This is a genomic window from Pseudomonas sp., assembly GCF_049645325.1.
Classification (GTDB): Bacteria; Pseudomonadota; Gammaproteobacteria; order Pseudomonadales; family Pseudomonadaceae; genus Aquipseudomonas.
In genome coordinates this window covers 1-21173 of the sequence record NZ_JBARTQ010000561.1, presented here as the reverse complement: position 1 = coordinate 21173, position 21173 = coordinate 1, and the positions used below count along the sequence as shown (strand labels likewise).

Annotated in this window: 25 protein-coding genes and 1 tRNA gene; 17 read left to right on the top strand and 9 right to left on the bottom strand. The window is 60.7% G+C overall.

Features of this window, described 5'->3' with window-relative positions; translation table 11 throughout:
• Positions 1-54: 54 nt before the first annotated feature.
• Entirely contained in the window at positions 55-1488 is a 1434-nt protein-coding gene (locus WBB95_RS23600; protein ID WP_424489758.1) for a M48 family metalloprotease, read from the bottom strand.
• Between the two features lie 95 nt (positions 1489-1583).
• Here WBB95_RS23600 and WBB95_RS23595 point away from each other — a divergent pair, with 95 nt between their 5' ends.
• A complete protein-coding gene (locus WBB95_RS23595; protein WP_424489757.1) occupies positions 1584-1823 on the top strand; it encodes a sulfurtransferase TusA family protein in 240 nt (79 codons plus the stop codon).
• Positions 1824-1853: 30 nt separating this feature from the next.
• Positions 1854-2924 (top strand): AI-2E family transporter, encoded by a 1071-nt coding sequence (locus WBB95_RS23590; RefSeq protein ID WP_424489756.1) that lies wholly within the window; start codon positions 1854-1856, stop codon positions 2922-2924.
• A 42-nt stretch (positions 2925-2966) separates the two neighbouring features.
• Here WBB95_RS23590 and WBB95_RS23585 read toward each other — a convergent pair whose 3' ends face one another.
• Together WBB95_RS23585 and WBB95_RS23580 are read right to left on the bottom strand one after the other, a co-directional pair.
• Positions 2967-3440 (bottom strand): peroxiredoxin, encoded by a 474-nt coding sequence (locus WBB95_RS23585; RefSeq protein ID WP_424489755.1) that lies wholly within the window; start codon positions 3438-3440, stop codon positions 2967-2969.
• 10 nt (positions 3441-3450) lie between these two features.
• Positions 3451-4011: a glycine cleavage system protein R gene (locus tag WBB95_RS23580; protein WP_017137336.1), complete on the bottom strand. Its 561-nt coding sequence runs from the start codon at positions 4009-4011 to the stop codon at positions 3451-3453.
• Positions 4012-4284: 273 nt separating this feature from the next.
• Between WBB95_RS23580 and dapA the strand changes: the two genes are divergently transcribed.
• The 5 genes from dapA (at position 4285) to WBB95_RS23555 (ending at position 7973) form a co-directional block, all read left to right on the top strand.
• On the top strand, positions 4285-5163 hold the full coding sequence (gene dapA / locus WBB95_RS23575; RefSeq protein ID WP_424489754.1) for a 4-hydroxy-tetrahydrodipicolinate synthase: 879 nt from the start codon (positions 4285-4287) through the stop codon (positions 5161-5163).
• Positions 5164-5180: 17 nt separating this feature from the next.
• A complete protein-coding gene (bamC, locus tag WBB95_RS23570) occupies positions 5181-6296 on the top strand; it encodes an outer membrane protein assembly factor BamC (protein WP_424489753.1) in 1116 nt (371 codons plus the stop codon).
• A gap of 4 nt (positions 6297-6300) precedes the next feature.
• Positions 6301-7059, top strand: a complete 759-nt coding sequence (locus tag WBB95_RS23565) for an MBL fold metallo-hydrolase (RefSeq protein WP_424489752.1) — start codon at positions 6301-6303, stop codon at positions 7057-7059.
• 27 nt (positions 7060-7086) lie between these two features.
• Positions 7087-7800: a phosphoribosylaminoimidazolesuccinocarboxamide synthase gene (purC, locus tag WBB95_RS23560; RefSeq protein ID WP_424489751.1), complete on the top strand. Its 714-nt coding sequence runs from the start codon at positions 7087-7089 to the stop codon at positions 7798-7800.
• An 83-nt stretch (positions 7801-7883) separates the two neighbouring features.
• A tRNA-Ser gene (locus WBB95_RS23555) sits at positions 7884-7973 on the top strand.
• Positions 7974-8076: 103 nt separating this feature from the next.
• Here WBB95_RS23555 and WBB95_RS23550 read toward each other — a convergent pair.
• Complete coding sequence (locus WBB95_RS23550; RefSeq protein ID WP_424489750.1) at positions 8077-8445, bottom strand: BrnA antitoxin family protein; 369 nt, start codon at positions 8443-8445, stop codon at positions 8077-8079.
• Between the two features lie 3 nt (positions 8446-8448).
• Positions 8449-8730 (bottom strand): BrnT family toxin, encoded by a 282-nt coding sequence (locus tag WBB95_RS23545; protein WP_424489749.1) that lies wholly within the window; start codon positions 8728-8730, stop codon positions 8449-8451.
• 611 nt (positions 8731-9341) lie between these two features.
• On the opposite strand from WBB95_RS23545, the gene WBB95_RS23540 reads away from it, so the two are divergent.
• On the top strand, positions 9342-9626 hold the full coding sequence (locus tag WBB95_RS23540) for a DUF6124 family protein (RefSeq protein WP_424489748.1): 285 nt from the start codon (positions 9342-9344) through the stop codon (positions 9624-9626).
• A gap of 72 nt (positions 9627-9698) precedes the next feature.
• Here the strand turns inward: WBB95_RS23540 and WBB95_RS23535 are convergent, their stop codons facing one another.
• Complete coding sequence (locus WBB95_RS23535) at positions 9699-10925, bottom strand: MFS transporter (RefSeq protein WP_424489747.1); 1227 nt, start codon at positions 10923-10925, stop codon at positions 9699-9701.
• Between the two features lie 282 nt (positions 10926-11207).
• Between WBB95_RS23535 and WBB95_RS23530 the strand changes: the two genes are divergently transcribed.
• The 5 genes from WBB95_RS23530 (at position 11208) to WBB95_RS23510 (ending at position 14088) form a co-directional block, all read left to right on the top strand.
• Positions 11208-11462 carry a hypothetical protein gene (locus WBB95_RS23530; protein ID WP_424489746.1) on the top strand — a complete coding sequence of 85 codons (255 nt, stop codon included), beginning with the start codon at positions 11208-11210 and terminating at the stop codon, positions 11460-11462.
• A 160-nt stretch (positions 11463-11622) separates the two neighbouring features.
• Entirely contained in the window at positions 11623-12171 is a 549-nt protein-coding gene (locus WBB95_RS23525) for a cytochrome b (protein ID WP_424489745.1), read from the top strand.
• A gap of 43 nt (positions 12172-12214) precedes the next feature.
• Complete coding sequence (locus WBB95_RS23520) at positions 12215-12766, top strand: tetratricopeptide repeat protein (protein ID WP_424489744.1); 552 nt, start codon at positions 12215-12217, stop codon at positions 12764-12766.
• A 60-nt stretch (positions 12767-12826) separates the two neighbouring features.
• Complete coding sequence (locus WBB95_RS23515; protein ID WP_424489762.1) at positions 12827-13324, top strand: RNA polymerase sigma factor; 498 nt, start codon at positions 12827-12829, stop codon at positions 13322-13324.
• Positions 13321-14088 carry an anti-sigma factor family protein gene (locus tag WBB95_RS23510; RefSeq protein ID WP_424489743.1) on the top strand — a complete coding sequence of 256 codons (768 nt, stop codon included), beginning with the start codon at positions 13321-13323 and terminating at the stop codon, positions 14086-14088. Before WBB95_RS23515 ends, WBB95_RS23510 begins: the two co-directional genes overlap by 4 nt.
• On the opposite strand, the gene WBB95_RS23505 is transcribed toward WBB95_RS23510, so the two are convergent.
• The 3 genes from WBB95_RS23505 to WBB95_RS23495 form a co-directional block, all read right to left on the bottom strand.
• Entirely contained in the window at positions 14077-15102 is a 1026-nt protein-coding gene (locus WBB95_RS23505; RefSeq protein WP_424489742.1) for an AraC family transcriptional regulator ligand-binding domain-containing protein, read from the bottom strand. The two genes, WBB95_RS23510 and WBB95_RS23505, sit on opposite strands and share 12 nt — an antisense overlap.
• 27 nt (positions 15103-15129) lie before the next feature.
• A complete protein-coding gene (locus tag WBB95_RS23500) occupies positions 15130-15951 on the bottom strand; it encodes an SDR family NAD(P)-dependent oxidoreductase (protein WP_424489741.1) in 822 nt (273 codons plus the stop codon).
• Positions 15952-16188: 237 nt separating this feature from the next.
• A complete protein-coding gene (locus WBB95_RS23495; RefSeq protein ID WP_424489740.1) occupies positions 16189-17139 on the bottom strand; it encodes a LysR family transcriptional regulator in 951 nt (316 codons plus the stop codon).
• Positions 17140-17296: 157 nt separating this feature from the next.
• Between WBB95_RS23495 and WBB95_RS23490 the strand changes: the two genes are divergently transcribed.
• The 4 genes from WBB95_RS23490 to WBB95_RS23475 all read left to right on the top strand — a co-directional run bounded on the left by WBB95_RS23490 (position 17297) and on the right by WBB95_RS23475 (position 21138).
• Positions 17297-18616, top strand: a complete 1320-nt coding sequence (locus tag WBB95_RS23490) for an MFS transporter (RefSeq protein WP_424489739.1) — start codon at positions 17297-17299, stop codon at positions 18614-18616.
• A 13-nt stretch (positions 18617-18629) separates the two neighbouring features.
• The gene (locus WBB95_RS23485) at positions 18630-19859 is read left to right on the top strand and encodes a Zn-dependent hydrolase (RefSeq protein ID WP_424489738.1); all 1230 of its coding nucleotides are present in this window, start codon (positions 18630-18632) and stop codon (positions 19857-19859) included.
• A 50-nt stretch (positions 19860-19909) separates the two neighbouring features.
• On the top strand, positions 19910-20935 hold the full coding sequence (locus WBB95_RS23480) for a histone deacetylase family protein (RefSeq protein WP_424489737.1): 1026 nt from the start codon (positions 19910-19912) through the stop codon (positions 20933-20935).
• A gap of 71 nt (positions 20936-21006) precedes the next feature.
• Positions 21007-21138 carry a hypothetical protein gene (locus tag WBB95_RS23475; protein ID WP_256586935.1) on the top strand — a complete coding sequence of 44 codons (132 nt, stop codon included), beginning with the start codon at positions 21007-21009 and terminating at the stop codon, positions 21136-21138.
• The last annotated feature ends 35 nt before the right edge of the window (positions 21139-21173 follow it).

Sequence of the window (21173 nt, the reverse complement as noted above, 5' to 3'; positions counted from 1 at the left end):
TAAAAAGCCCCGCCTTCGGTTAACGAAGGCGGGGCTTTTTTGTGGGCGATGGGTTTAGCTCATCATCCCTTTTACCAGGCGTTCCTGTTCGATCAGCTCACGCTGGCGTGCATCGATGCGCGAGGACAATGGGAAGTTGTTGCCGGCCCGACGTTTGGCAAAGTCCAATTGTTGGATGGCCTGCTGGAAGTCGCCAACCAACGCAAAGTATTCCGCGCGGGCCTGGTGCAGGCCAATGATGTTGCCAGACAAACCGCGTGTCTCCGCGACCTGATACCAGACATCCGGATCATCCGGGCGGGACTTGAGCAGCGCATCCAGGGCTTTCTCTGCATCGGCGGTGCGGTTCTGCTTGAGCAGCAGGTCCACCCGCACCTGATTCAGCGGGTAATTGCCGGGGTATTGGGTGAGCATCCGGTCAGTGCGTTGTTGGGCATCGGGCAAACGGTTGTTGTCCATGTCCAGTTCAATCTGCGCCAGGTTGTAGGTGATGTCGTTGGGCGCCTTGGCGAGCAATGGCTGCAGGCTTTCCCGCGCCTCTTTGTACTGGGTGCCTTTGATTTGAGCGATGGCCAGGCCGTAACGCGCCACATCACTCTTCGGGTTCTCGTCCAACTGCGCCTGGAAGCGCTTGGCCGCCAGGCCTGGGGTGTCTTCATATTGCAGCTGCACCCGCGCGCGAATCAGCTGATAGCGCAGGCTGTCTTCCTTGCCGCCGGGTTTGGCTTGTTCCGCGCGGTTACGGGTGTCGGCAATCCGTGATTCGGTCACCGGGTGAGTCAGCAAAAATTCCGGTGGCTTGGCGTCGAAGCGGTATTGGCGCATCAGGCGCTCGAACATGGTCGGCATGGAGCGCGGGTCGTAACCGGCCTTTTCCAGGTTGAGAATGCCGATGCGGTCCGCCTCTTGCTCGTTCTGGCGCGAAAATCGGCGTTGCTCCTGGATGGCTGCCGCCTGGCTGCCGGCAATCGCGGCAATCCCTGCATCGCCTGCGCCTGCAGCAGCGGCGATGATGCCGCCGAGCAGCGCGGCCATCATCGGGATTTGCATGCGCGACTGCGCTTCCACGCCACGAGCAAAGTGGCGCTGGGACAAGTGAGCCAATTCGTGGGCGAGTACCGAGGCGTATTCGCCTTCGGTCTGGGCATTGAGGAACAACCCGCCGTTGACCCCGACGATCCCGCCCGGCGCGGCAAATGCGTTGAGCTGCGGGCTGTCGATCAGGATGAACTCCAGGCGCCGGTCATTGACCTGGCTGGTCTCCACCAGCTTGTAAACGCTGGTTTCGACGTAATCCTTGAGCTGCGGGTCGTTGAGTTGCGAGACTTGGCCGCGCAAGTAGGCCAGCCACGCGCGGCCGAGTTGGAATTCCTGTTGTGGCGAGACAATGGCAGAACTGGCGTCGCCAAGTGACGGCAGGTCGTCAGCGAAGCCCGGAGAGGCCAGCAGGCAAGCCAGCGTCAGCAGGGTGGGGCGCAAAAAAGTCATGCACAGAGCCTTTCGACAAAGAGCTTACTGTAGCCGGACACTGAGCTTCGGACCAGATATTCTAAGCAGCCCAAACGCGTGCCCGGAGTAAAACCATGACCGACGCTGTAGCCTTTGATGCCGAACTCGATGCCAGCGGCCTCAATTGCCCGTTGCCTTTGCTCAAGGCCAAGCTGGAACTCAATCGATTGGCCAGTGGCGCCGTCCTCAAGGTGATCGCCACGGACGCGGGCTCCCAGCGGGATTTCCGTACTTTCGCCAAGCTGGCCGGGCACACCCTGTTGCACGAAGAGGACGTCGCCGGTGTTTACCAATACTGGTTGCGCAAGGCCTGAATCGTTTGCCCCACCACCCGAGGTTGATTGATGTTCAAAGTGTTACGAGACTGGATCCAGCGCTACTTCTCTGACGAGGAAGCCGTGGTGCTGGCGGTCCTGCTGATCCTGGCGTTTACCGCCGTGCTCACCTTGGGCGGCATGCTTGCGCCAGTACTGGCGGGGATGGTGCTGGCGTACTTGATGCAAGGTTTGGTCACCACCCTGGAACGCCTGCGCCTGCCGGGTGCCGTGGCGGTGGGGCTGGTGTTTGCCCTGTTCATGGGCGTGTTGGTGGTGTTCATTGTGGTGGTGTTGCCACTGCTATGGCATCAGTTGATCACGCTGTTCAACGAGTTGCCCGGCATGCTCGCCAAGTGGCAATCGTTGTTGCTGCTACTGCCCGAGCGCTATCCGCACCTGGTGTCGGATGAGCAGGTGCTGCAGGCCATCGAAGTCGCGCGCGGCGAAATCGGAAAGTTCGGGCAATGGGCGCTGACGTTTTCGCTGTCGAGCCTGCCGTTGCTGGTCAACATCATGATCTACCTGGTGCTGGTGCCGATCCTGGTGTTTTTCTTCCTCAAGGATCGCGCAATGATTGGCCGCTGGGTGCGCGGCTACCTGCCACGTGAGCGGGCGCTGATTACCCGTGTGGCGGAGGAAATGAACCGGCAGATTGCCAACTACATCCGTGGCAAGGTCATCGAAATTGTTATTTGTGGCGGCGTCACCTACATCGCTTTTGTTGCGCTCGGGCTGAACTACGCGGCGCTGCTGGCGTTGCTGGTGGGCGTGTCGGTGGTGGTGCCATATGTCGGCGCGGTGGTGGTGACGGTGCCGGTGATGTTGATCGCGTTGTTCCAGTGGGGCTGGAGCGACCAGTTCATCTACTTGATGGCGGTGTACGGCATTATCCAGACCCTGGATGGCAACGTGCTCGTGCCGCTGTTGTTCTCGGAGGCCGTCAACCTACACCCGGTGGCGATTATCTGCGCAGTGTTGTTGTTTGGTGGGCTGTGGGGATTCTGGGGCGTGTTCTTTGCGATCCCGCTGGCAACGCTGTTCAAGGCAGTGCTGGATGCGTGGCCGCGGCAAGAGCCGGTGGTCGCGCCTTTGTTGTAACGTGTTGTTGTGGTGAGCGGGCCAGCCCGCTCACGCTACACCTCAGGCCTTGTTCAAAGCCTGGGCCGCTGCGAGCACAGCATCCACATGCCCTGGCACTTTCACGCCGCGCCATTCCTGGCGCAGCACGCCATGCTTGTCGATCAGGAAGGTGCTGCGATCCACACCCAGGTATTCCTTGCCGTACAGCTTCTTCAGCTTGATTACATCAAACAGCTGGCAAACCGCTTCGTCCTTGTCGCTGATCAGCTCGAAGGGAAATGCCTGCTTGCCCTTGAAGTTCTCGTGGGATTTGACGCTGTCGCGCGACACGCCGAACACTTCGGTGTTGGCAGCCTTGAACGCGGCGTAGTGGTCACGGAAACCCTGGCCCTCCGTGGTGCAGCCCGGCGTGCTGTCCTTCGGGTAGAAGTAGATCACCACCTGCTTGCCCTTGAGGCCGGCGAGGCTGAAGGTTTGCCCGCTGGTGGCCTGGGCTTCGAAGTCGGCTACCGGTGTGTCGATGACTACAGCCATGAAAACTTCCTTACATTGGGTTCTGTGGGCGCCACGGCTCGATCAATGCGTCGAGGTTCAGCGCATCGGCGAAATCCAGGAACTGGTCACGCAGCCAACTGATCTGCACGCCCGCAGGCAAAGTCACGGTAAACGTGGCGTTGAGCATGGTGCCGCCGGTTTGCGGGGCCTGGTAGGTGTCGCAGGTCAGGTTTTCCAGCTCGACGTTATGGTCGATGAAGAACTGGCACAGCTCGTTGACGATGTCCGAGCGGTAGGCCGAGCTGACATACGCCACATAAGGCAGCGCCTGCGGACGGTTTTCCAGCGCGGCGCTGCGCACCACGTTGACGGTGAAGTTATGTTTCTTCGCCAAGCCAGGCAGGCCGGTTTCGAGGCGCGCCAGGGCGTCCCAGCTGCCGGAAATCTGCAGCACCAGCGCACTGCACTCGCCGTGGCGGGTCAGGCGGGAGGTCACGACGGCGCAGCGGTTCTCATGGCTGGCGCGGCACAGGACGTTGGTCAGCTCCATGGGGTTGGCGCCGAGGGCACTGATAACAAGGAATTGTTCGCGAACTGTGGGGGTGGACATGCAGCCTTCCTAAAGCGATGAGCGGTCGATACCGTGTGGGCTGTATCGATCAAAGGATGAAGGGTAGCGAAAAGCGTCGCCAAGGGCTAGGAGGTGGCGTTTTCATTACGTGATCGGTCTGATTTCAGCGTGCTTCAAGCCGGGCTTTGGCCCGATGATGGCATTGCCCGTCGTTTAGTTGGTGCAGAACGCATCCTCACGCGGTACTTCGCTTGTACAAGCATCTTGGCGCCAGTACCATTACGGCTCTCTTTTTCCGGCAGGAGCGGTTGCATGATTGCGGGCAGTATGGTGGCACTGGTCACACCCATGGATGCACAAGGTCATCTCGACTGGGATAGCCTGGGCAAACTGGTGGACTTCCACCTGCAAGAGGGCACCAACGCCATCGTGGCGGTCGGCACCACAGGTGAATCGGCCACCCTCGATGTGGAAGAACACATCCAGGTGATAGAGTTTGTGGTCAAGCGCGTCGCGGGCCGTATTGCCGTGATCGCCGGTACGGGCGCCAACTCGACGCGTGAAGCGATCGAGCTGACCAAAAACGCCAAGAAGGCCGGCGCCGACGCCTGCCTGCTGGTGACCCCGTACTACAACAAGCCGACCCAGGAAGGCTTGTACCAGCACTTCCGCACCATCGCCGAAGCGGTTGATATCCCGCAGATCCTCTACAACGTTCCTGGCCGCACCGCGTGCGACATGCAGGCTGCGACCGTGATCCGCCTGTCCACCGTGCCGAACATCATCGGCATCAAGGAAGCCACCGGCGACCTGCAGCGCGCCAAGGACATCCTGGCCGGCGTGAGCAGCGACTTCCTGGTGTATTCCGGTGACGACGCCACCGCTGTCGAGCTGATCCTGCTGGGCGGCAAGGGCAACATTTCCGTGACTGCCAACGTGGCCCCGCGCGCCATGAGCGAACTGTGCGCCGCCGCCATCGCCGGTGACGCCGTGACCGCCCGCGCGATCCACGAGAAGCTGATGCCGCTCAACAAGACACTGTTTATCGAATCCAACCCTATTCCCGTGAAATGGGCGCTGTTTGAGATGGGCCTGATGCCGGACGGTATCCGTCTGCCGCTCACCCGCCTCAGCGAAGCCTGTCACGAACCGCTGCGACAGGCCCTGCGCCAGTCCGGCGTCCTGGTTTAATTGAGGAAGCACTACGCATGAAGCGATTGGCCGGACTTTCCGCACTTGCCTTGATTATCTCCAGCACCAGTGGCTGCGGTTGGATTTGGGGCCCGGATGGCTACTTCCGTGACCGCGGCAGCGATTACCTGGAAGCACAAGCAACCAAACCGATGCAGTTGCCGCCGGACGTCAATGTCGCCAAGCGCCTTGACCCGTTGTTGCCGATTCCACGCAATGTCGCCGACGACACTGCCAAGGGTGAGTACGTGGTGCCGCGTCCACAGCCGATCTCGGCCGTGGCGAATGTCAGCGACTACAGCCTGCAGAAGAGCGGCGACAACCGCTGGATCATCGCTCAACGCCCGCCTGCCGAAGTCTGGCCGGTGGCGTTGCAGTTCTTCCAGGACAACGGCTTCCGCATTGACCAGCAACGCCTGCAGACCGGTGAGTTCACCACGGCCTGGCAACGCGGCAGCGAACTGTCCGCCAACATGGCCCAGCGCCTGCAGGCCGGCGGTGTCGCTGCTGACAGCGAAGCCCGTGTGCGTGTGCGCATCGAGCCCGGCGTGCAGCGCAACACCAGTGAAGTGTATGTGGTCAGCGCCGAGCGTCCTGTCGGCAGCACTGCCAACGTCGATTTCACCCCGCGCTCGGTCAACATGGGCGTTGACGCCGCGCTGGTCGACGAAATGCTGGCCAGCATGAGCCGTATCTCCGAGAAGGGCGGTTCGGTTTCCCTGCTCGCCGCACGTGATTACGACACGCCTAACCGCGTCAGCCTCACCGAAGACGGCAGCGGCAACGTGGTCCTGAACCTGGGTGAAGACCTCGACCGTGCCTGGGCCAGCGTTGGCCGCGCACTGGAGCAAGGTCCATGGCGTGTTGAAGACATCAACCGCAGCCTGGGCCTGTACTACATCAACGTGGCCGAGAAGGCCGTGAAGAAAGACGAAGAGCCAGGTTTCTTCAGCAAATTGTTCGGCAGCGCGCCGACCAAGGAAGAAGTTGAAACCCGTGCCGAGCGTTACCAGGTTCGTTTGAGCAAGGTGGGCGAAAGCGTTCAAGTCACCGTCGAGAAAAACATCAACACCGTTGCGCCGGCTGAAACAGCGCGCAAAGTGTTGGGCGTGATTCAGGACAACCTGGGCTGATCCGATGCGTTTTGCCGTTCTCGGCAGCGGTAGCCAAGGGAACGGCACGCTGGTCGCTCATGACGACACGTACGTCCTGGTGGATTGTGGTTTCTCGTTAAAAGAAACCGAGCGACGCCTGCTGCGCCTGGGGGTTAACCCCGCGCAGCTGAGCGCGATTCTGGTGACCCACGAACATGCCGACCACGTGCATGGCGTGGGTTTGCTGTCTCGGCGCTACAATCTGCCGGTGTACCTGAGTCGCGGTACCTTGCGCGGGATGCGCAAACCCATTGAGCCCGCAGGTTTCCTGGCCGGTGGTGAGCAACTGCAAATCGGTGCCCTGAGCATTGATGTGATTGCCGTGGCCCACGACGCCCAGGAACCGACACAGTACGTATTCAGTGACGGTGAGCGGCGTTTCGGCGTGCTCACCGACCTGGGTTCCTACTGTGCCAAGGTACTGGACGGTTACCGCGACCTCGATGCCTTGATGATCGAGTCCAACCACTGCCGGGACCTGCTGGCGCGCGGTCACTACCCGACCTTTCTCAAGCAGCGGGTAGGCGGCCAATTTGGACATTTGAACAACCACCAGGCGGCGTACCTGGTGTATGAGTTGGGCTGGCAAGACTTGCAACACCTGGTCCTGGCCCACCTGAGCAGCAAGAACAACCTGCCGCAGCTGGCCCGGCAATGTTTTGTCGACACTCTTGGGTGCGACCCGGACTGGCTGCAACTGGCCGATCAAGATTCAGGGCTCGACTGGCGACACATCGCCTAGCCCACCATTTAGCAAGCGGAGCCCATCATGGAAAAACGTGAAGAACTCTACCGCGGCAAAGCCAAGTCGGTATACAAGACCGACGACGCCAACCGCCTGATCCTGCTGTTTCGCAACGACACCTCGGCGTTCGACGGCAAGCGCATCGAACAACTTGATCGCAAGGGCATGGTGAACAACAAGTTCAACGCCTTCATCATGCAGAAACTCGAAGCGGCCGGCATTCCGACCCAATTCGACAAACTGCTGGGCGACAACGAATGCCTGGTCAAGAAGCTCGACATGATCCCGGTTGAATGCGTTGTGCGTAACTACGCTGCCGGCAGCCTAGTCAAGCGCCTGGGCGTGGAAGAGGGCCTCAAGCTCAACCCTTACACGTTCGAGCTGTTCCTGAAGGACGACGCCAAGGGCGACCCGTTCATCAACGAATCCCACGTTGTGGCGTTCGGCTGGGGCACCGCCGAGCAACTGGCGCGCATGAAGGCGTTGTCCCTCAAGGTCAACGACGTGCTGAGCAAGCTGTTCGACGACGCTGGCCTGCTGCTGGTCGACTTCAAGCTGGAGTTCGGCGTGTTCCACGACGGCTCCATCGTCCTGGGCGACGAATTCAGCCCTGACGGCTGCCGCCTGTGGGACAAGGCTACCAAGAAGAAGATGGACAAAGACCGCTTCCGCCAAGGCCTCGGTGATGTCATCGAAGCCTACGAAGAAGTCGCCAACCGTCTGGGCGTACCGCTTTAATCGACGCAAGCATCTGATAGCACGGAAAAAAATCGCATTTGGGGTTTGCTTCCGCGAAACACACTGTTATGATGCGCGCCGTTGGAGAGATGCCAGAGTGGCCGAATGGGACGGATTCGAAATCCGTTGTACCTTCACCGGTACCTAGGGTTCGAATCCCTATCTCTCCGCCATTACATAGAAAAAGCCCCGTAGCTGAATAAGCTACGGGGCTTTTTCGTTTTCGACTCCGGCTCTCAAACCAATATGTCCCATGGCGACTTCTGAAGGTAGTCCTTACAGAGCTGCCTTAACTTTGGACTTGACCGTCCTGGGTGTGCCCAGTACGCGATTCAACTCGCCGGCGACAGCGATCAGTTGCTGCTCAAGCGCCTCGACTTCGGATTGGCTGATCCCGTTATTGAGGATCTGCAGCATTTTGGCTCGCTTCTTTGGCGTTGGCGTCAGGTCGTGAGCGTCCTGAGAGACCAGCACTTGGCGCAGGATGTTGTTTATCACTGTCTGATAGCCCGTACCGGCATTTTCTGCACGCGCGCGGGCGGACTCGATGACTGCGTCGTCCAGCATGATAGTGATACGGGTCTTGCCTTTGCTGCCAGCAATCGCGCCGCGCTTGCCGTTGCTGAAATCGTATTCGTTTTTCATGGTTCAACCCTCCCTATACTGGCGCCGTTCATTTTTGGATGCGAGCCTGGCGCTGATGATGCGCACGAAATTTGGATCGCGGTAGGTATAAGCAACCACCAGCACACGACCCTTTGCGTCTGTGCCCACACTGACCCAGCGTTCTTCGCCGTGATCGTGGTCTTGTATCGTCAAGGCTGCCTCGTCGTAAAAGACCGGTTCCGCGTCAGCCAGGTTTATGCCCTTGTGCTTCTGCTGATTGGTAATGTTTTTTTCTTCGTCATATTGAATCCGGAGCGTTTTCATTATGCATACTTTGTATGCATAAAAAAGCGATTGAAGGGACCGTCAGTCAGGGAGGGCATCAGCGATGGCTATCTCAAATTAGCTGGGACTCAATCTTGAAGAGATAACCCATGTATTTCCGTGCGTAATCGCTAGCCTGTTACGTATGAGGATTCTGTTTCGGTCGTGGGATTAGGCGAAGTTAACCGGTATGCATTGTTGTGGCTGGCTGAGACGGTTGGATAGCTCGACAATCAAGGCCGCCCTGGTGTTGGCGTAGAGGCGCAAAACACTGCGGTGGGGTATTAAGAGTGTCAGCGGAAAGGTACAGACCCTTCCCCATTTTTTGAGTGGTGTGCAGGGTTGCGCTGGGTGAACCAGAACGCTAACCTTCCGCCGTCGCCCTCATGGCGACCGGTTTTGACAGGCCGAATAACGTGCGATCTCTGTGCATCCCCAAGCTTGGTTCCAGATTTTTTGTCTGTGCCCATCTGTTATGGCGGCTGTGCGTGGGGCACCTTCGGGTGCGCCGGGTTTCCACGTTTCCGGTCTGTCAACCCGCGTACAGCTGCCACCCAATCCTGTTTGACAGCAGGGCGTGGTAGCTCCTTTTCATAACGTGGAGCTGCATCATGAAAAAGATTACCCCCGACGCTACTGATCAGGTCAAAGCTAATTCCGACGACGAGCCGCGTAAAATCTTCCACGTAGGCGCCGATGTCGGCACCGAAGAAGCCCTGGCCAACGCCTCCGAAATCCTGTCCAGCGCACTTCAAATCGCCTACCGATGCGCCGAGGACCCAGGCAGCACGCGGTCACCTGTCATCATGGGCCTGGCGCAATTGATCGAGAATGCCCAGTCGCTGATGGACGCTGTGCTGGAGCGTAATTTCCCAGTGGAAACCCCACGCCAATAATCACCATTGCCTGAAACTGAAAAAGCCTGCTGAGCTCAATGCTCAGCAGGCTTTTTAGTGGTCGCGTTCCGGTCAGGCAGCTTGCGCAGCCAGGCTATTGCTGACATTCCGCCCCAGCACCAGCACCGTGACAAAACCCACGCCGACCAACGCGGTGGCCAGGCTCAACAGCACCGAGGTGCCGAGTTGGTCGACGATCCGGCCGCCGAAGAACGAGCCCAAGGCAATGATCACCTGGAACAGCGCGACGAACAGCGGCATGCCGCGTTCGACATCCTTGGGCGCTACCACAAACATCCAGATGCTCGCGCAGGCCGGGAAGGCGCCGAAGGCGAAGCCCCAGAGGGCGATCAGCATGGTTGCGCCGGTCAGGCCGGTGGCGAAGTAGGGGAACAGGGCGGTGCTGGTGCCGATCATCAGCGCGACCAGCAACAAGGTGTAACGCACGCTGCGGTTGGCGGCGAAACCGGCAAAAATGTTACCTGCCACGCCCGCCACGCCGAACATCAGCAGCAGTGAGCCAATCGTCGGCCCGTCGAAGCCGGAACTGTTTTTAAAGAACGGTGCGACGTAGGTGTACGCAGCAAAGTGCGCCAGGCCGATCAGCAATACGGCGATCAACCCGACCCGAGCGCGTGGGTTGATAAACAAAGCCGGCAGGTCACTGACCAGAATGGCCTTTTCCGGTTTAAGCGTCGGCAGCAGCAGGACTTGAGCCATAAGAACGGGGAGGCCCACCAGTGCAGTGACCAAAAACGTCATGCGCCAGCCCATCAGGCCGCTCAGCCAGGTGCCTACTGGCACGCCCAGGACCGTGGCCAGGGTCACGCCCATCATGATGATCGAGGTGGCCTTCGCCACGCCCACGCCTTTGGGGGCCAGGCGACCGCTCAGGGCAATCGCGGTTGCCCAGAAGCCGCCGATGCTGATGCCCAGCAGCACACGGCCGAACAACAGCAGGCTGAAGTCGCTGGCGTAGGCCACGACCATGTTGGCGACGATCATGATCAGCGTCAGGCCGATCAGCAGGTAGCGGCGGTCCATGCTGCCAATAATCACCGACAGCAACGGCGCGGCGAGGGCGGCCATGATGCCGGGCAGTGTGACCATCAGGCCGGCGTGACCGGCGCTGATGCCGAGGTCGCTGGCGACGTCGTTGAGTACGCCCACCGGCAGAAACTCACTGGTCACCAGGGCGAAGGCGCCCACGGCGACGGAGAGAATCGCCAGCCACTGTTGTTTGACACTCTGTTCATTGTGTTCGGGGAGGCCGCGAGGGGCCTGGCTGGCACTTGGCATGGTGTTGGGTTCCAGGGTGAACGTCGCTTGAAGTCAGGCGAGGGGGAGGGAATTTGGAGGCGATTATAGGAATCAGTACTGAAAATCGGGCAGGCGCTCGTTTCGATAGTAATCATCAGTGCAATCGATGCGACGCTCTGGCACGCACTACAGAGCCCATGCACCTTTCGTACAAGCTTCCAAAAACCTGCCTACAGGCGACGCGTTGCGATAGCCCCCGCAACTCATTACTTTGTGGTTGCGCACACGATCGGGCGCCTCCCACCGCAAAGGAAATGCATCATGAGCAAGAACACCAAGCAAACCTCCGGCAAGATCGCGACATTGGCGGCAGAAACGCTTAACAATGCCACTTCCTCAACAATTGCCAAAAGCCTGGCTGCTTCAGCCTTGGCCCAGAAGGGCACCGACAAGCAGACCAGTGCAGAGATGGAAGAAAAGGCGGGCAAGGTGCTGGGCAGCGACAAATACAGCGACGATACAAAAGCCCTGGCCGCCTCGGTGCTTTCCCAAGCCAACAAAGAACGCGGAAACTGAGTTCCAAACCGCTTTAAATAGAAAGACCCCGTGGCCAAATGAGCCACGGGGCTTTTTCGTTTATGCCGGCCTCGGCCTACCCCGGCATAAATAATTGTCACCCGACCGAATATCCTATGGCGCTGCGGTGTTCACCTCACAGACCACCCAGGAAGCGCCCATGAACACCACCGCCGAACGCTATGACCGCCTGACCCGCACCTTCCACTGGCTGACCGCCGCTGTGGTGATCTTCATGTTCGCCAGCGCGCACATCTGGGAAAACCTCGAAAAGGGCACACCGCTGCGCAAGGGCCTGCAATCGGTGCATATCTCCTTGGGGATCGCCTTGGCGGTGCTGATTGCGGCGCGAATTATCTGGCGCCTCGCCGGTGGCAATCGCCCAAAGGCCGACAGTCACCCCGCGCTTAACCTGCTCGCGAAAATGGCGCATGGTTGCCTGTACCTGTTGTTGCTGGCGCAGATTGTGTTGGGCTTTCTGTTTCGTTGGGCTCAGGGTGAGGCCTTCAATTTTTTCGGCTTGTTCCCGGTGCCGGCGCCGTGGGTGATTGACCACGAATGGCGCGGCACCCTGGGCGGCCTGCACAACAATGTGGCCTGGGCGATCATTGTGCTGGCGGGCCTGCATGCCGTGGCTGCGCTGTGGCATCACTACGTTGTAGGCGACAACACCTTGCGCCGTATGCTGCCCGGCGCTCTTCAAAAATGAATATTGCTGCTGTACCCACCTACCGTTACGGAGCATGACCAGCATGAAGAACCGCCACGAACACCCTGTCACCTATCGCACGGCGCTGTTTTACGGGGCCTGCCTGGCCGCCGCGTTGCTCGCAGGCCAAGCCCATGCCTCAGGCGATGAATCGGCGCCGCCCAAACCCAACTGCCCCAAAGGCCAGGTCTGGGACACCAAGACCGGCAAGTGCGTGCTGCAAACCAGTAAAGCCACCTCGGATGCCGACCGCACCGATTACGCCTACCGCCTGGCCAAAGACGGGCGCTACGACGAAGCGTTGGCCCTGCTCGATACCCTGCAAGACCCGAACACCGCCAAGGCCCTCAACTACCGTGGTTACGCCACCCGCAAACTCGGCCGTACCGATGAAGGCATCAGCTATTACCTGAAATCGGTCGCGCTGGACCCCAACTACGCCCAGGTTCGCGAATACCTGGGTGAAGCCTACGTGATCAAGGGCCGCGTCGATCTGGCGCAAGAGCAACTGGTGAAAATCAAAGCCTTGTGCAGCACCACCTGCGAAGAATACGAAGACCTGGCCGAAGCCATCGCCGCCGCGCCGCAGGCATAAAACCGATGCGTGAACAGGCAGGGGGCAGCCATCACCAGAGAGGCTGAGTTTCGTCGCGAGTTGGGCCTGTTGTTGCCGCGTTTATGGCGATATGGGCTGGTGTTGTCGCGGCAAAAGCATGTGGCCGAGGACCTGGTGCAGGCCACCTGCGTGCGCGCATTGGAGCGTGCCGGGCAGTTTGCGTCCGGCACGCGGCTGGATCGCTGGCTGTTGGCGATCATGCACTCGATATGGCTCAACGAACTGCGCTCGCAGCGTGTCAGGCAAGGGCAAGGGTTTGTCGATGCCGAACAGGAACTGTCCTTTGACGGCGAAAGCCAGGCTCAGGAGCAGGTGTTGGCCGCGCAGGTAATCAAACGTGTGAACGGGCTGCCGGAAGCGCAACGCGAGACGGTATTTCTGGCGTATGTAGAAGGGCTTTCCTACAAGGAGATTGCCGAGGTGCTGCACATTCCGGTGGGAACGGTGATGAGCCGGTTGGCGGCCGCACGCCTGAAGCTGGCAGAAACGGCCCCCTCAAAAGCCCAGCCGGAAAAGTCCAGCGGAGAGCGGCGATGACCCACACTAACGCACCGTCCGATGAGCTGTTGGTGGCTTATCTGGATGGCGAGCTGGATGCAGAACAGCACCGGCTCATCGTTGATCAGGCACATGCTGACCCTGCGCTTGCCGCACGTCTGGAAGCATTGCAGTGTGCGGATATGCCATTCAAGGTTGCATTCGATTCAGTGCTGGAGCACGCGCCCGCAGAACGCCTGCAGGCGATGCTCAAGGCGTTGCCTCCCACACAGCCAGCGACGTTCAGCCGACGTAGCTTTCTCGCCGTCGCCGCAAGTTTTGCGGTAGCCGGTGTGGTTGCCGACCGCCTGTTCATAAACTGGCCGCGCGCGGAGTCCGGCCAGGGCTGGCGCGCGTCGGTCGCTGAGTACATGGCCTTGTACACGCCGCAGACCCTGGAAAACCTCAGCGACGACCCGGCCTTGCACCTCGCCCAACTCAGCTCCGTGGGCGCGCAATTGGGTTTGCCGTTGTCGCCTGCGTCCGTACACCTGCCCGGCGCCGAGTTTCGGCGCGCACAAATTCTCGACTATGACAGCGTATTGATCGGTCAACTGACCTACCTCGACCCCCGCCACGGCCCGTTGGCGCTGTGCATCACGGCCAGCTGGAAAGGCGCACAGCCCATGGCAAACGAACAACGCCGGGGCATGAATGTGGTGTATTGGGCGAGCCCTGCCCATGGCTTCATGCTGATTGGCAGAAATCCGTTTGAGGACCTGCAGATCATGGCCGGCAGTGTTGAAAAGACCCTAGTGGGTTGACGGCGCCCGCGACGCCCGCCAGCGAGCCGGCGTAGTGCCTTCCCAGGTGCGAAAGGCTCGATAGAACGAATTGGTGTCTTCGTAACCCAGCAGGCAGGCAATCTCGTTTATTTCAATCGACGGCTCGCTCAGCAGCAAACGCACCACTTCCTGGCGTGTCTCCAGCATCAGTTGGCGAAAGCTGGTGCCTTCTTCGGTAATACGCCGCTGCAGCGTGCGTTCGCTCAAGCCCATTTCCCGCGCCACCTCTGCCATCTCGGGACGTCCGCTGGCGAGGATGCGCTTGAGCGCATTTTTTACCTGATGGCGGACGGAGGAGGGCGCGGTCGCTTCGGCCAGTGCGGCTACCAACCCCGGGTTCAACATTTCCAGCAGTTCGGGATTATGGCCGGGAAATGGCCGGTTCAAATCGGCGGCGTCGAAGACCAGGGCATTACGTTCGGCATTGTGGCGTACGCGGCAGCCGAAAAAGTCGGCCAAGGCATTACTGCCGCTTTCAGGTCGCGTCAGCTCGACACTGCGCGGGATGATAGGCACCCCGCAGCCCCGTCGACCCAGTTCGACGAACGTGGCAAATGCCGCGTCGATCAATAAGGTAGGCGAAGGCTCTTGGGTGCGCAGCCAATCGATGGTGACTGTGCAGGTATTCCCTTCTTCGTTCAGGTGTACACGCTCTGGCGTACACAGTTGCTTGAAGCGGGCGAGGCGCTGCAAGCCATCACGAAAGTCGCGCGCTATAAACGCCGCAAAACTGGAAGGTGGCAGGGTGGCGCTGTCCAGTTGGGTCACCAGCTGGATGCCGGCCGCCGGGTCGGGGTTGAGCACGCCCACCGCGTCCCACAGGCGGAAGAACTCCTCGGTGCTCACTTGGCGGCGGTCCCGGCGCTCATGCAGGTTGAGCGTCACGGGTAGCCGTGCCTGACGCAACACCGCAGACGGCTCCAGCCCGATGGTTTTCAGGGCCTGCCAGAACACATCCGGGATGTTGAAGCGCGATTGGCGTGCGTCAGACATGGGTCACCTTGGTTTCACACGATCACATCAGTCAGAGGCCGACACGCTGAGGTCATGCCAGTGTTTGTCGGACGCAGCCAAGGCTTCTGCCGCCCTGGCCGCATATTGCACGGCATCGGCGCCGATCAGCAGACGCAGCGGCGCGTCTTTGCTCAAGGCCAGCTCCAGCACGATCTCGGCAACCCGAGCCGGGCCGGTGGGCAAAATACCCGGCGAGTTGAGCAGTTGAACCAGTGCCCCGACAGTTTGCTGGTAGGGCTCGCTGATCGGCGCAATCGTCATGGAACTGCCCGACCAATCCGTGCGCATGCCGCCCGGCTCCAGCACGGTCACTTGCACGCCCAGGGGCGCGACCTCTTGCGCCAACACCGTGGAAAAACCGCCGACCGCCCATTTTGCACTCTGGTACGCCGCCAGGCCCGCCATGCCAATGCGCCCGCCCAAGGACGATACCTGAAAAATATGCCCGCTGCCCTGGGCGCGCAGCACTGGCACGACGGCCTTGCTCACCAGCACCACGCCATAGAAGTTGGTATCGATCTGCGCCTTGAAATCTTCCAGCGTCACGTCTTCGACCGATGCCAGGTCACCATAACCGGCGTTATTGACCACCACATCCAGACGGCCGAAGTGCGCCACGGCGGCATCGACAGCCTGCACGACCTGTGTGTTGTCGGTCACGTCCAGCGGCAACGGGTAAACCGCATCGCCGTATTCGGCGACCAGGTCATCCAGCTGGCGAGGATTGCGCGCGGTAGCAACCACCCGATCGCCAGCACGCAAAGCCGCCTCGGTAATGGCGCGGCCAAGGCCACGGGAACTGCCGGTGATAAACCAGATCTTGGACATGTGAACACCTCGTCGTTTGGGATGACGAAGGATGGTCGACGGTGGGGGTTCCTACACTAGCAAGAGGGCGCCAGATGACTTGCAAAGCGCGCCAATTATTCTGGGCGGTGCTCATCGAAGTCTGGGTAGGTATTGAGCCTGCGGCACCTAATGCTGTATCTGCTCCAGCGCCAACCCCTCAAGGCCTTCACCTCAGGAAGCGTCTGTGAAGCGTGTCAGGTAAATCGCTAAATACCTTTACGGCAAGGGTTGGTCGGCCAGGCACGCCGACAGGCTCTCGATAAACACCGTCTCCGCCCGGCTCATTTTCTGCTCCCGGTTCCACAACAGGTGAATGTCCACATCTGCGATGCCCTCATCCGGCGGTAGCCGCCACAGCAACCCGTTCTGCACATCCTCCGCCACCACATGGATCGGCAAACAGCCCAAGCCAAACCCGGCAATCACCAAGCGCCGTACCTCTTCGAGGCTGGAAGACGACGCCACGATCCGCCCGCCGAAACCCTGCTGATCGCGAAAGATCGTCAAGGGCGAGAGCATCCCGCCAATCTGGTCACTGGTGAAACTCACGAAGTTTTCCGACTGCAAATCGCCCTCGGCCAGGCCACTGCGTCCGAACAGTGGGTGGTGCCGCCCGCAAAAAAACGCATAGCGCTGGCGCAGGAACAGGTGCTGTTCCAGGCGCGGCTGTGGCCGACGATTAAGGCTCAGGCCCAGGGTCGCGGTTTTTTCCAGGAGGGCGGCGACGATGTCGGAGCTGCGCATCACCTCGACCTCCAGATCCACCCGGGGATGCTCGCGGTGAAAGCCTGCGAGGAAGGTGTCGAAGGTGTCCGAGTTGATACGGCTGATCATCAGCAGACGCACCTTGCCGATCACCTCATCACCGGGCTTTTGCAGCGCGTTGCTCATCTGCGAGACCTGGCCATACATTTCGCCGGCAATGGCGAAGATCTGCTCGCCGGCCTCGGTCAGCACAAAGCGCGGGCCGCGGCGGACGATGAGGTGGCAGTCGAGCTGTTCTTCCAGGCGCTTGAGCGCCTGGCTGATGGCTGGCTGGGTCAGGTGCAGACGCGCGGCGGCGCGGCTGATGCTCAGTTCCTGGCCGATCACGCGGAAGGTGCGCAGCAGGTTCCAGTCCAGGCGGTCGTTGAGCAGCGGGTGAATATCGCGACGGGATTCGGACACGGTGTCGTCCAATAATAAGCAGGATTTATAATTGGAATAATAAATAGAAAATTGACTAATCATAGCCCCAAGACGATAAATCACCCTTAGCAAGCGCCATCAGAGCGCACCTGTTCGACGTTCTCCTGCCAAAAAAATAACCAAAGGAGCCAGCCCCATGAAGCCTTCCGCTTCGCCGCAGCCTCGCCGTGCCGCGGCCGCCGCCTTTATCGGCACCATGATCGAGTGGTACGACTTTTACATTTACGCCACCGCCGCCGCGCTGGTGTTTGGCCAACTGTTTTTCCCCTCCGATGACAAGCTGTTCAGCACCATGGCCGCCTTCGGCACCTTTGCCGTGGGCTTCTTTGCACGGCCATTGGGCGGCATCGTGTTCGGGCATATCGGCGACCGTATCGGGCGCAAGAAATCCTTGGTGATCACTCTGGTGATGATGGGCGTGGTCACCGTGTGCATTGGGCTGTTGCCGACTTATGCCCAGATCGGCGTCGCGGCGCCCGTGCTGCTGGTGCTGCTGCGCGTGGTGCAAGGCATCGCGGTGGGCGGCGAGTGGGGCGGGGCGGTGTTGATGGCCGGCGAGCATGCGCCGAAGGGCCGTCGCAACTTTTTTGCATCCTTTGCTCAGTTGGGCAGCCCGGCGGGGTTGATTCTGTCGCTGCTGGCGTTCAGCGCCGTTACCCGTTTGCCGGAAGAGGCCTTGTTGAGCTGGGGCTGGCGCGTGCCGTTCCTGGCCAGTGCGCTGCTGTTGATCGTCGGCTTGGCCATTCGCCTGGGCGTGAACGAGTCGCCGGAGTTTCTCGAAGAAAAAGTCCTCGCCGAAAAGGCGCGGGCGATCAAGAAAGACCAGGCGCCGGTGATCGAAGTGCTGAAAACCGCCTGGCGCCCGCTGCTGCTGTGCATCGGCGCCAACACCCTGGGCATCGCCGGCGTGTATTTCACCAACACCTTCATGATTGCCTACAGCACTCAGCAACTGGGCCTGCCGCGCTCGCTGATTCTGGAGTGCCTGTTCTTCGTCGCCCTCATCCAGTTCTGCGTCCAGCCCCTGGCGGCCTGGGTTGCCGAAAAGGTCGGCGCCACACGGTTCCTGTGCGCTATGAGCGTATTGGCAATGGCCTCGCCTTACCCGATGTTCGTGCTGGTCAGCAGTGGCCAGGCACCGTTGATCATCTTCGGCATCGCGCTGGCAGTGGTGTGCATGGCCTCGTTTTATGCGGTGATCGCCGGCTTCGTCAGCGGCCTGTTTGAAACCCGCGTGCGCTACACCGCGATTTCCCTGGCTTACCAGGTGTGCGGCGCGCTGGCCGGTGGCCTCACGCCGTTGATCGGCACATGGCTGGCGCATGAATACCAGGGCCAATGGTGGCCGATGGCAGTGTTTTACAGCCTGATCGCGGCGGTCTCGCTGGTCTGTGTACTGGCGCTGTCGCGTCGCCACGCCAGTGCTCATCGTCTTGAAATGGCACACAGTGTTTGAGGGAGATTGCGCAATGTTGAAGATCAATGGCGAGCGCCTGTGGGCGAGCCTGATGGCCATGGCCGAAATCGGTGCCACCGCACGCGGCGGCAGTTGCCGCCTGGCCTTGAGTGCCGAAGACAAAGGCGGGCGCGAACTGTTCAGCCACTGGTGCCGCGCCGCCGGGCTGACCCTGAGCGTGGATGCCATCGGCAACCTGTTCGCCCGTCGCGCCGGTACAGATAACGACGCGGCCCCGGTGATGATGGGCAGCCACCTCGACACCCAGCCTGAAGGCGGGCGTTTCGACGGCGTCTATGGCGTGTTGGCCGGCCTGGAAGTGCTGCGCAGCCTCGACGATCACGGCATTCAAACCCGCAAGCCGCTGGAAATTGCGGTGTGGACCAACGAGGAGGGCGCCCGTTTCACCCCGGCCATGCTCGGCTCGGCGGTGTTCACCGGCAGCTTGGCGCTGGACACGGCTTTGGCCACGACCGATGTCGATGGCCTCAGCGTGGCCGACGCGTTGCGCGCTACCGGCTACAACGGCGAACGCCCTCTGGGGGGCGAGGTGGATGCGTATTTCGAAGCGCATATCGAGCAGGGCCCGATCCTCGAAGACAACGCCAAGAGCATTGGCGTGGTCACGGGCGGCCAGGCGATTCGCTGGCTCGACGTGCGCGTCGAAGGCATTGCCGCGCACGCCGGCACCACACCGATGCCGTTGCGTAAGGATGCGCTGTATGGCGCCGCCGACATGATCCAGGCCCTGGAAAACCTCGCGGCGGATTTCGCCCCCGAAGGCCTGACCACCGTGGGTGAATTGAGCATTGCCAAGTCATCGCGTAACACCATTCCAGGCCTGCTGAACTTCACTGTCGATTTGCGCCATCACCGTGACGCCGACATTGAGGCCATGGAGCAACAGGTGCGCGCGCGTCTGCAGGCCATCGCGGAGAAACGCGGCCTGAACGTCACTGTCAGCCCGCACTGGATCAGCCCGGCCACACCGTTCGATGCCGACTGTGTTGCCTGCGTACAAGCGTCGGTGGATGCTTTGGGCTACAGCCAGCAACGCATCGTCAGCGGCGCCGGGCACGATGCCATTCATCTGGCCCGTTACTGCCCGACGGCGATGATTTTCATCCCCTGTGTCGGCGGCCTCAGCCATAACGAAGCCGAAGATGTGGTGCCCGAGGATGTGCGCCAAGGCACCGATGTTCTGCTCAACGCCGTGTTGAAGCGCGCCGGCTGCGCCCACTAACGACTTATCTCTAGAGCCTGACCGGTTCCGTGATTACCCAGGAGCATCGCATGCGTACGTTTTTCCATCCCGAACAACTCCTGCACCATCCGCGCAGCTACTACTCCCGCGGCCAGATGCGCACGCCGCAGGAAGTCCCCGAGCGCGCCCGTAACCTGCTGTTGGCTGCGCGCACCTTGGGCTTCGATATCCAGCCACCGGCTGACCACGGCCTTGAACCTTTGCTCGCCGTGCACGGCGCACCCTACCTGGCCTTTCTGGAGGAAGCGCACCCGCGCTGGAAGGAAATCCCCGAAGACTGGGGGGACGAGGTCATGTCCAACATATTCGTGCGCGAGCCCAATGCGCTGCGCGGCATTCTCGCCCAAGCCGCGCGTTACCTCGCAGATGGCAGCTGCCCGGTCGGTGAGCTCACTTGGCGCTCGGCCTATTGGTCGGCGCAAAGCGCGGTTGCCGCCGCCAGGGATATCCTCGATGGCGCGCCTGCCGCCTATGCGTTGTGCCGCCCGCCGGGCCATCACGCCCGGCACGAGGCGGCGGGTGGTTTCTGCTATATCAACAATGCGGCGGTTGCGGCGCAGGTGCTGCGCGAAGGCTTCCAGCGCGTCGCGGTTCTCGACACCGACATGCACCACGGCCAGGGTATCCAGGAGATTTTCTACGACCGTGATGACGTGCTGTATGTGTCGATCCACGGCGACCCGACCAACTTCTACCCCGGCGTTGCGGGTTTCGCCGACGAGCGCGGCAGCGCGCGGGGCGACGGCTTCAACCTCAACCTGCCGATGCCTCACGGTGCCAGTGAAGCGGTGTTCTTCGAGCAGCTGGAATTGGCCCTGGCGGCGGTGAAAGACTTCTCGGCGCAGGTGCTGGTGTTGTCCCTGGGTTTTGACATTTACGAACTGGACCCGCAAAGCAAAGTCGCGGTAACGCGCGAAGGGTTTGCGCGGTTGGGGGACCGTATACGCGCGCTGGGGTTGCCCTGTGTCATCGTGCAAGAAGGCGGGTACCACCTGGAAACGCTGGACAGCAATGCGCAGGCGTTTTTCAGTGGGCCCAAGGCCTGGACGCAATAAGTGCGCGATGACCGCTGCGGATGAGTGATATCCTTGTGCCATCACGCGTCGTGATGGTCACGGAGGATGTTATGAAAAAGCTGTCGTTGGTTGGGTTGCTGGTGGTCTTGATGGTCACCCCGATGTTCGCGGCGGCATGCCCCAAGGGCACGCACCCGGTGGGAGGCACTGGCTCGCACCACAAGGGCGGGACGTGCCAGTAAACTGTGCGCGGTTTTTCGCGGGGCTGCGTCAGTGC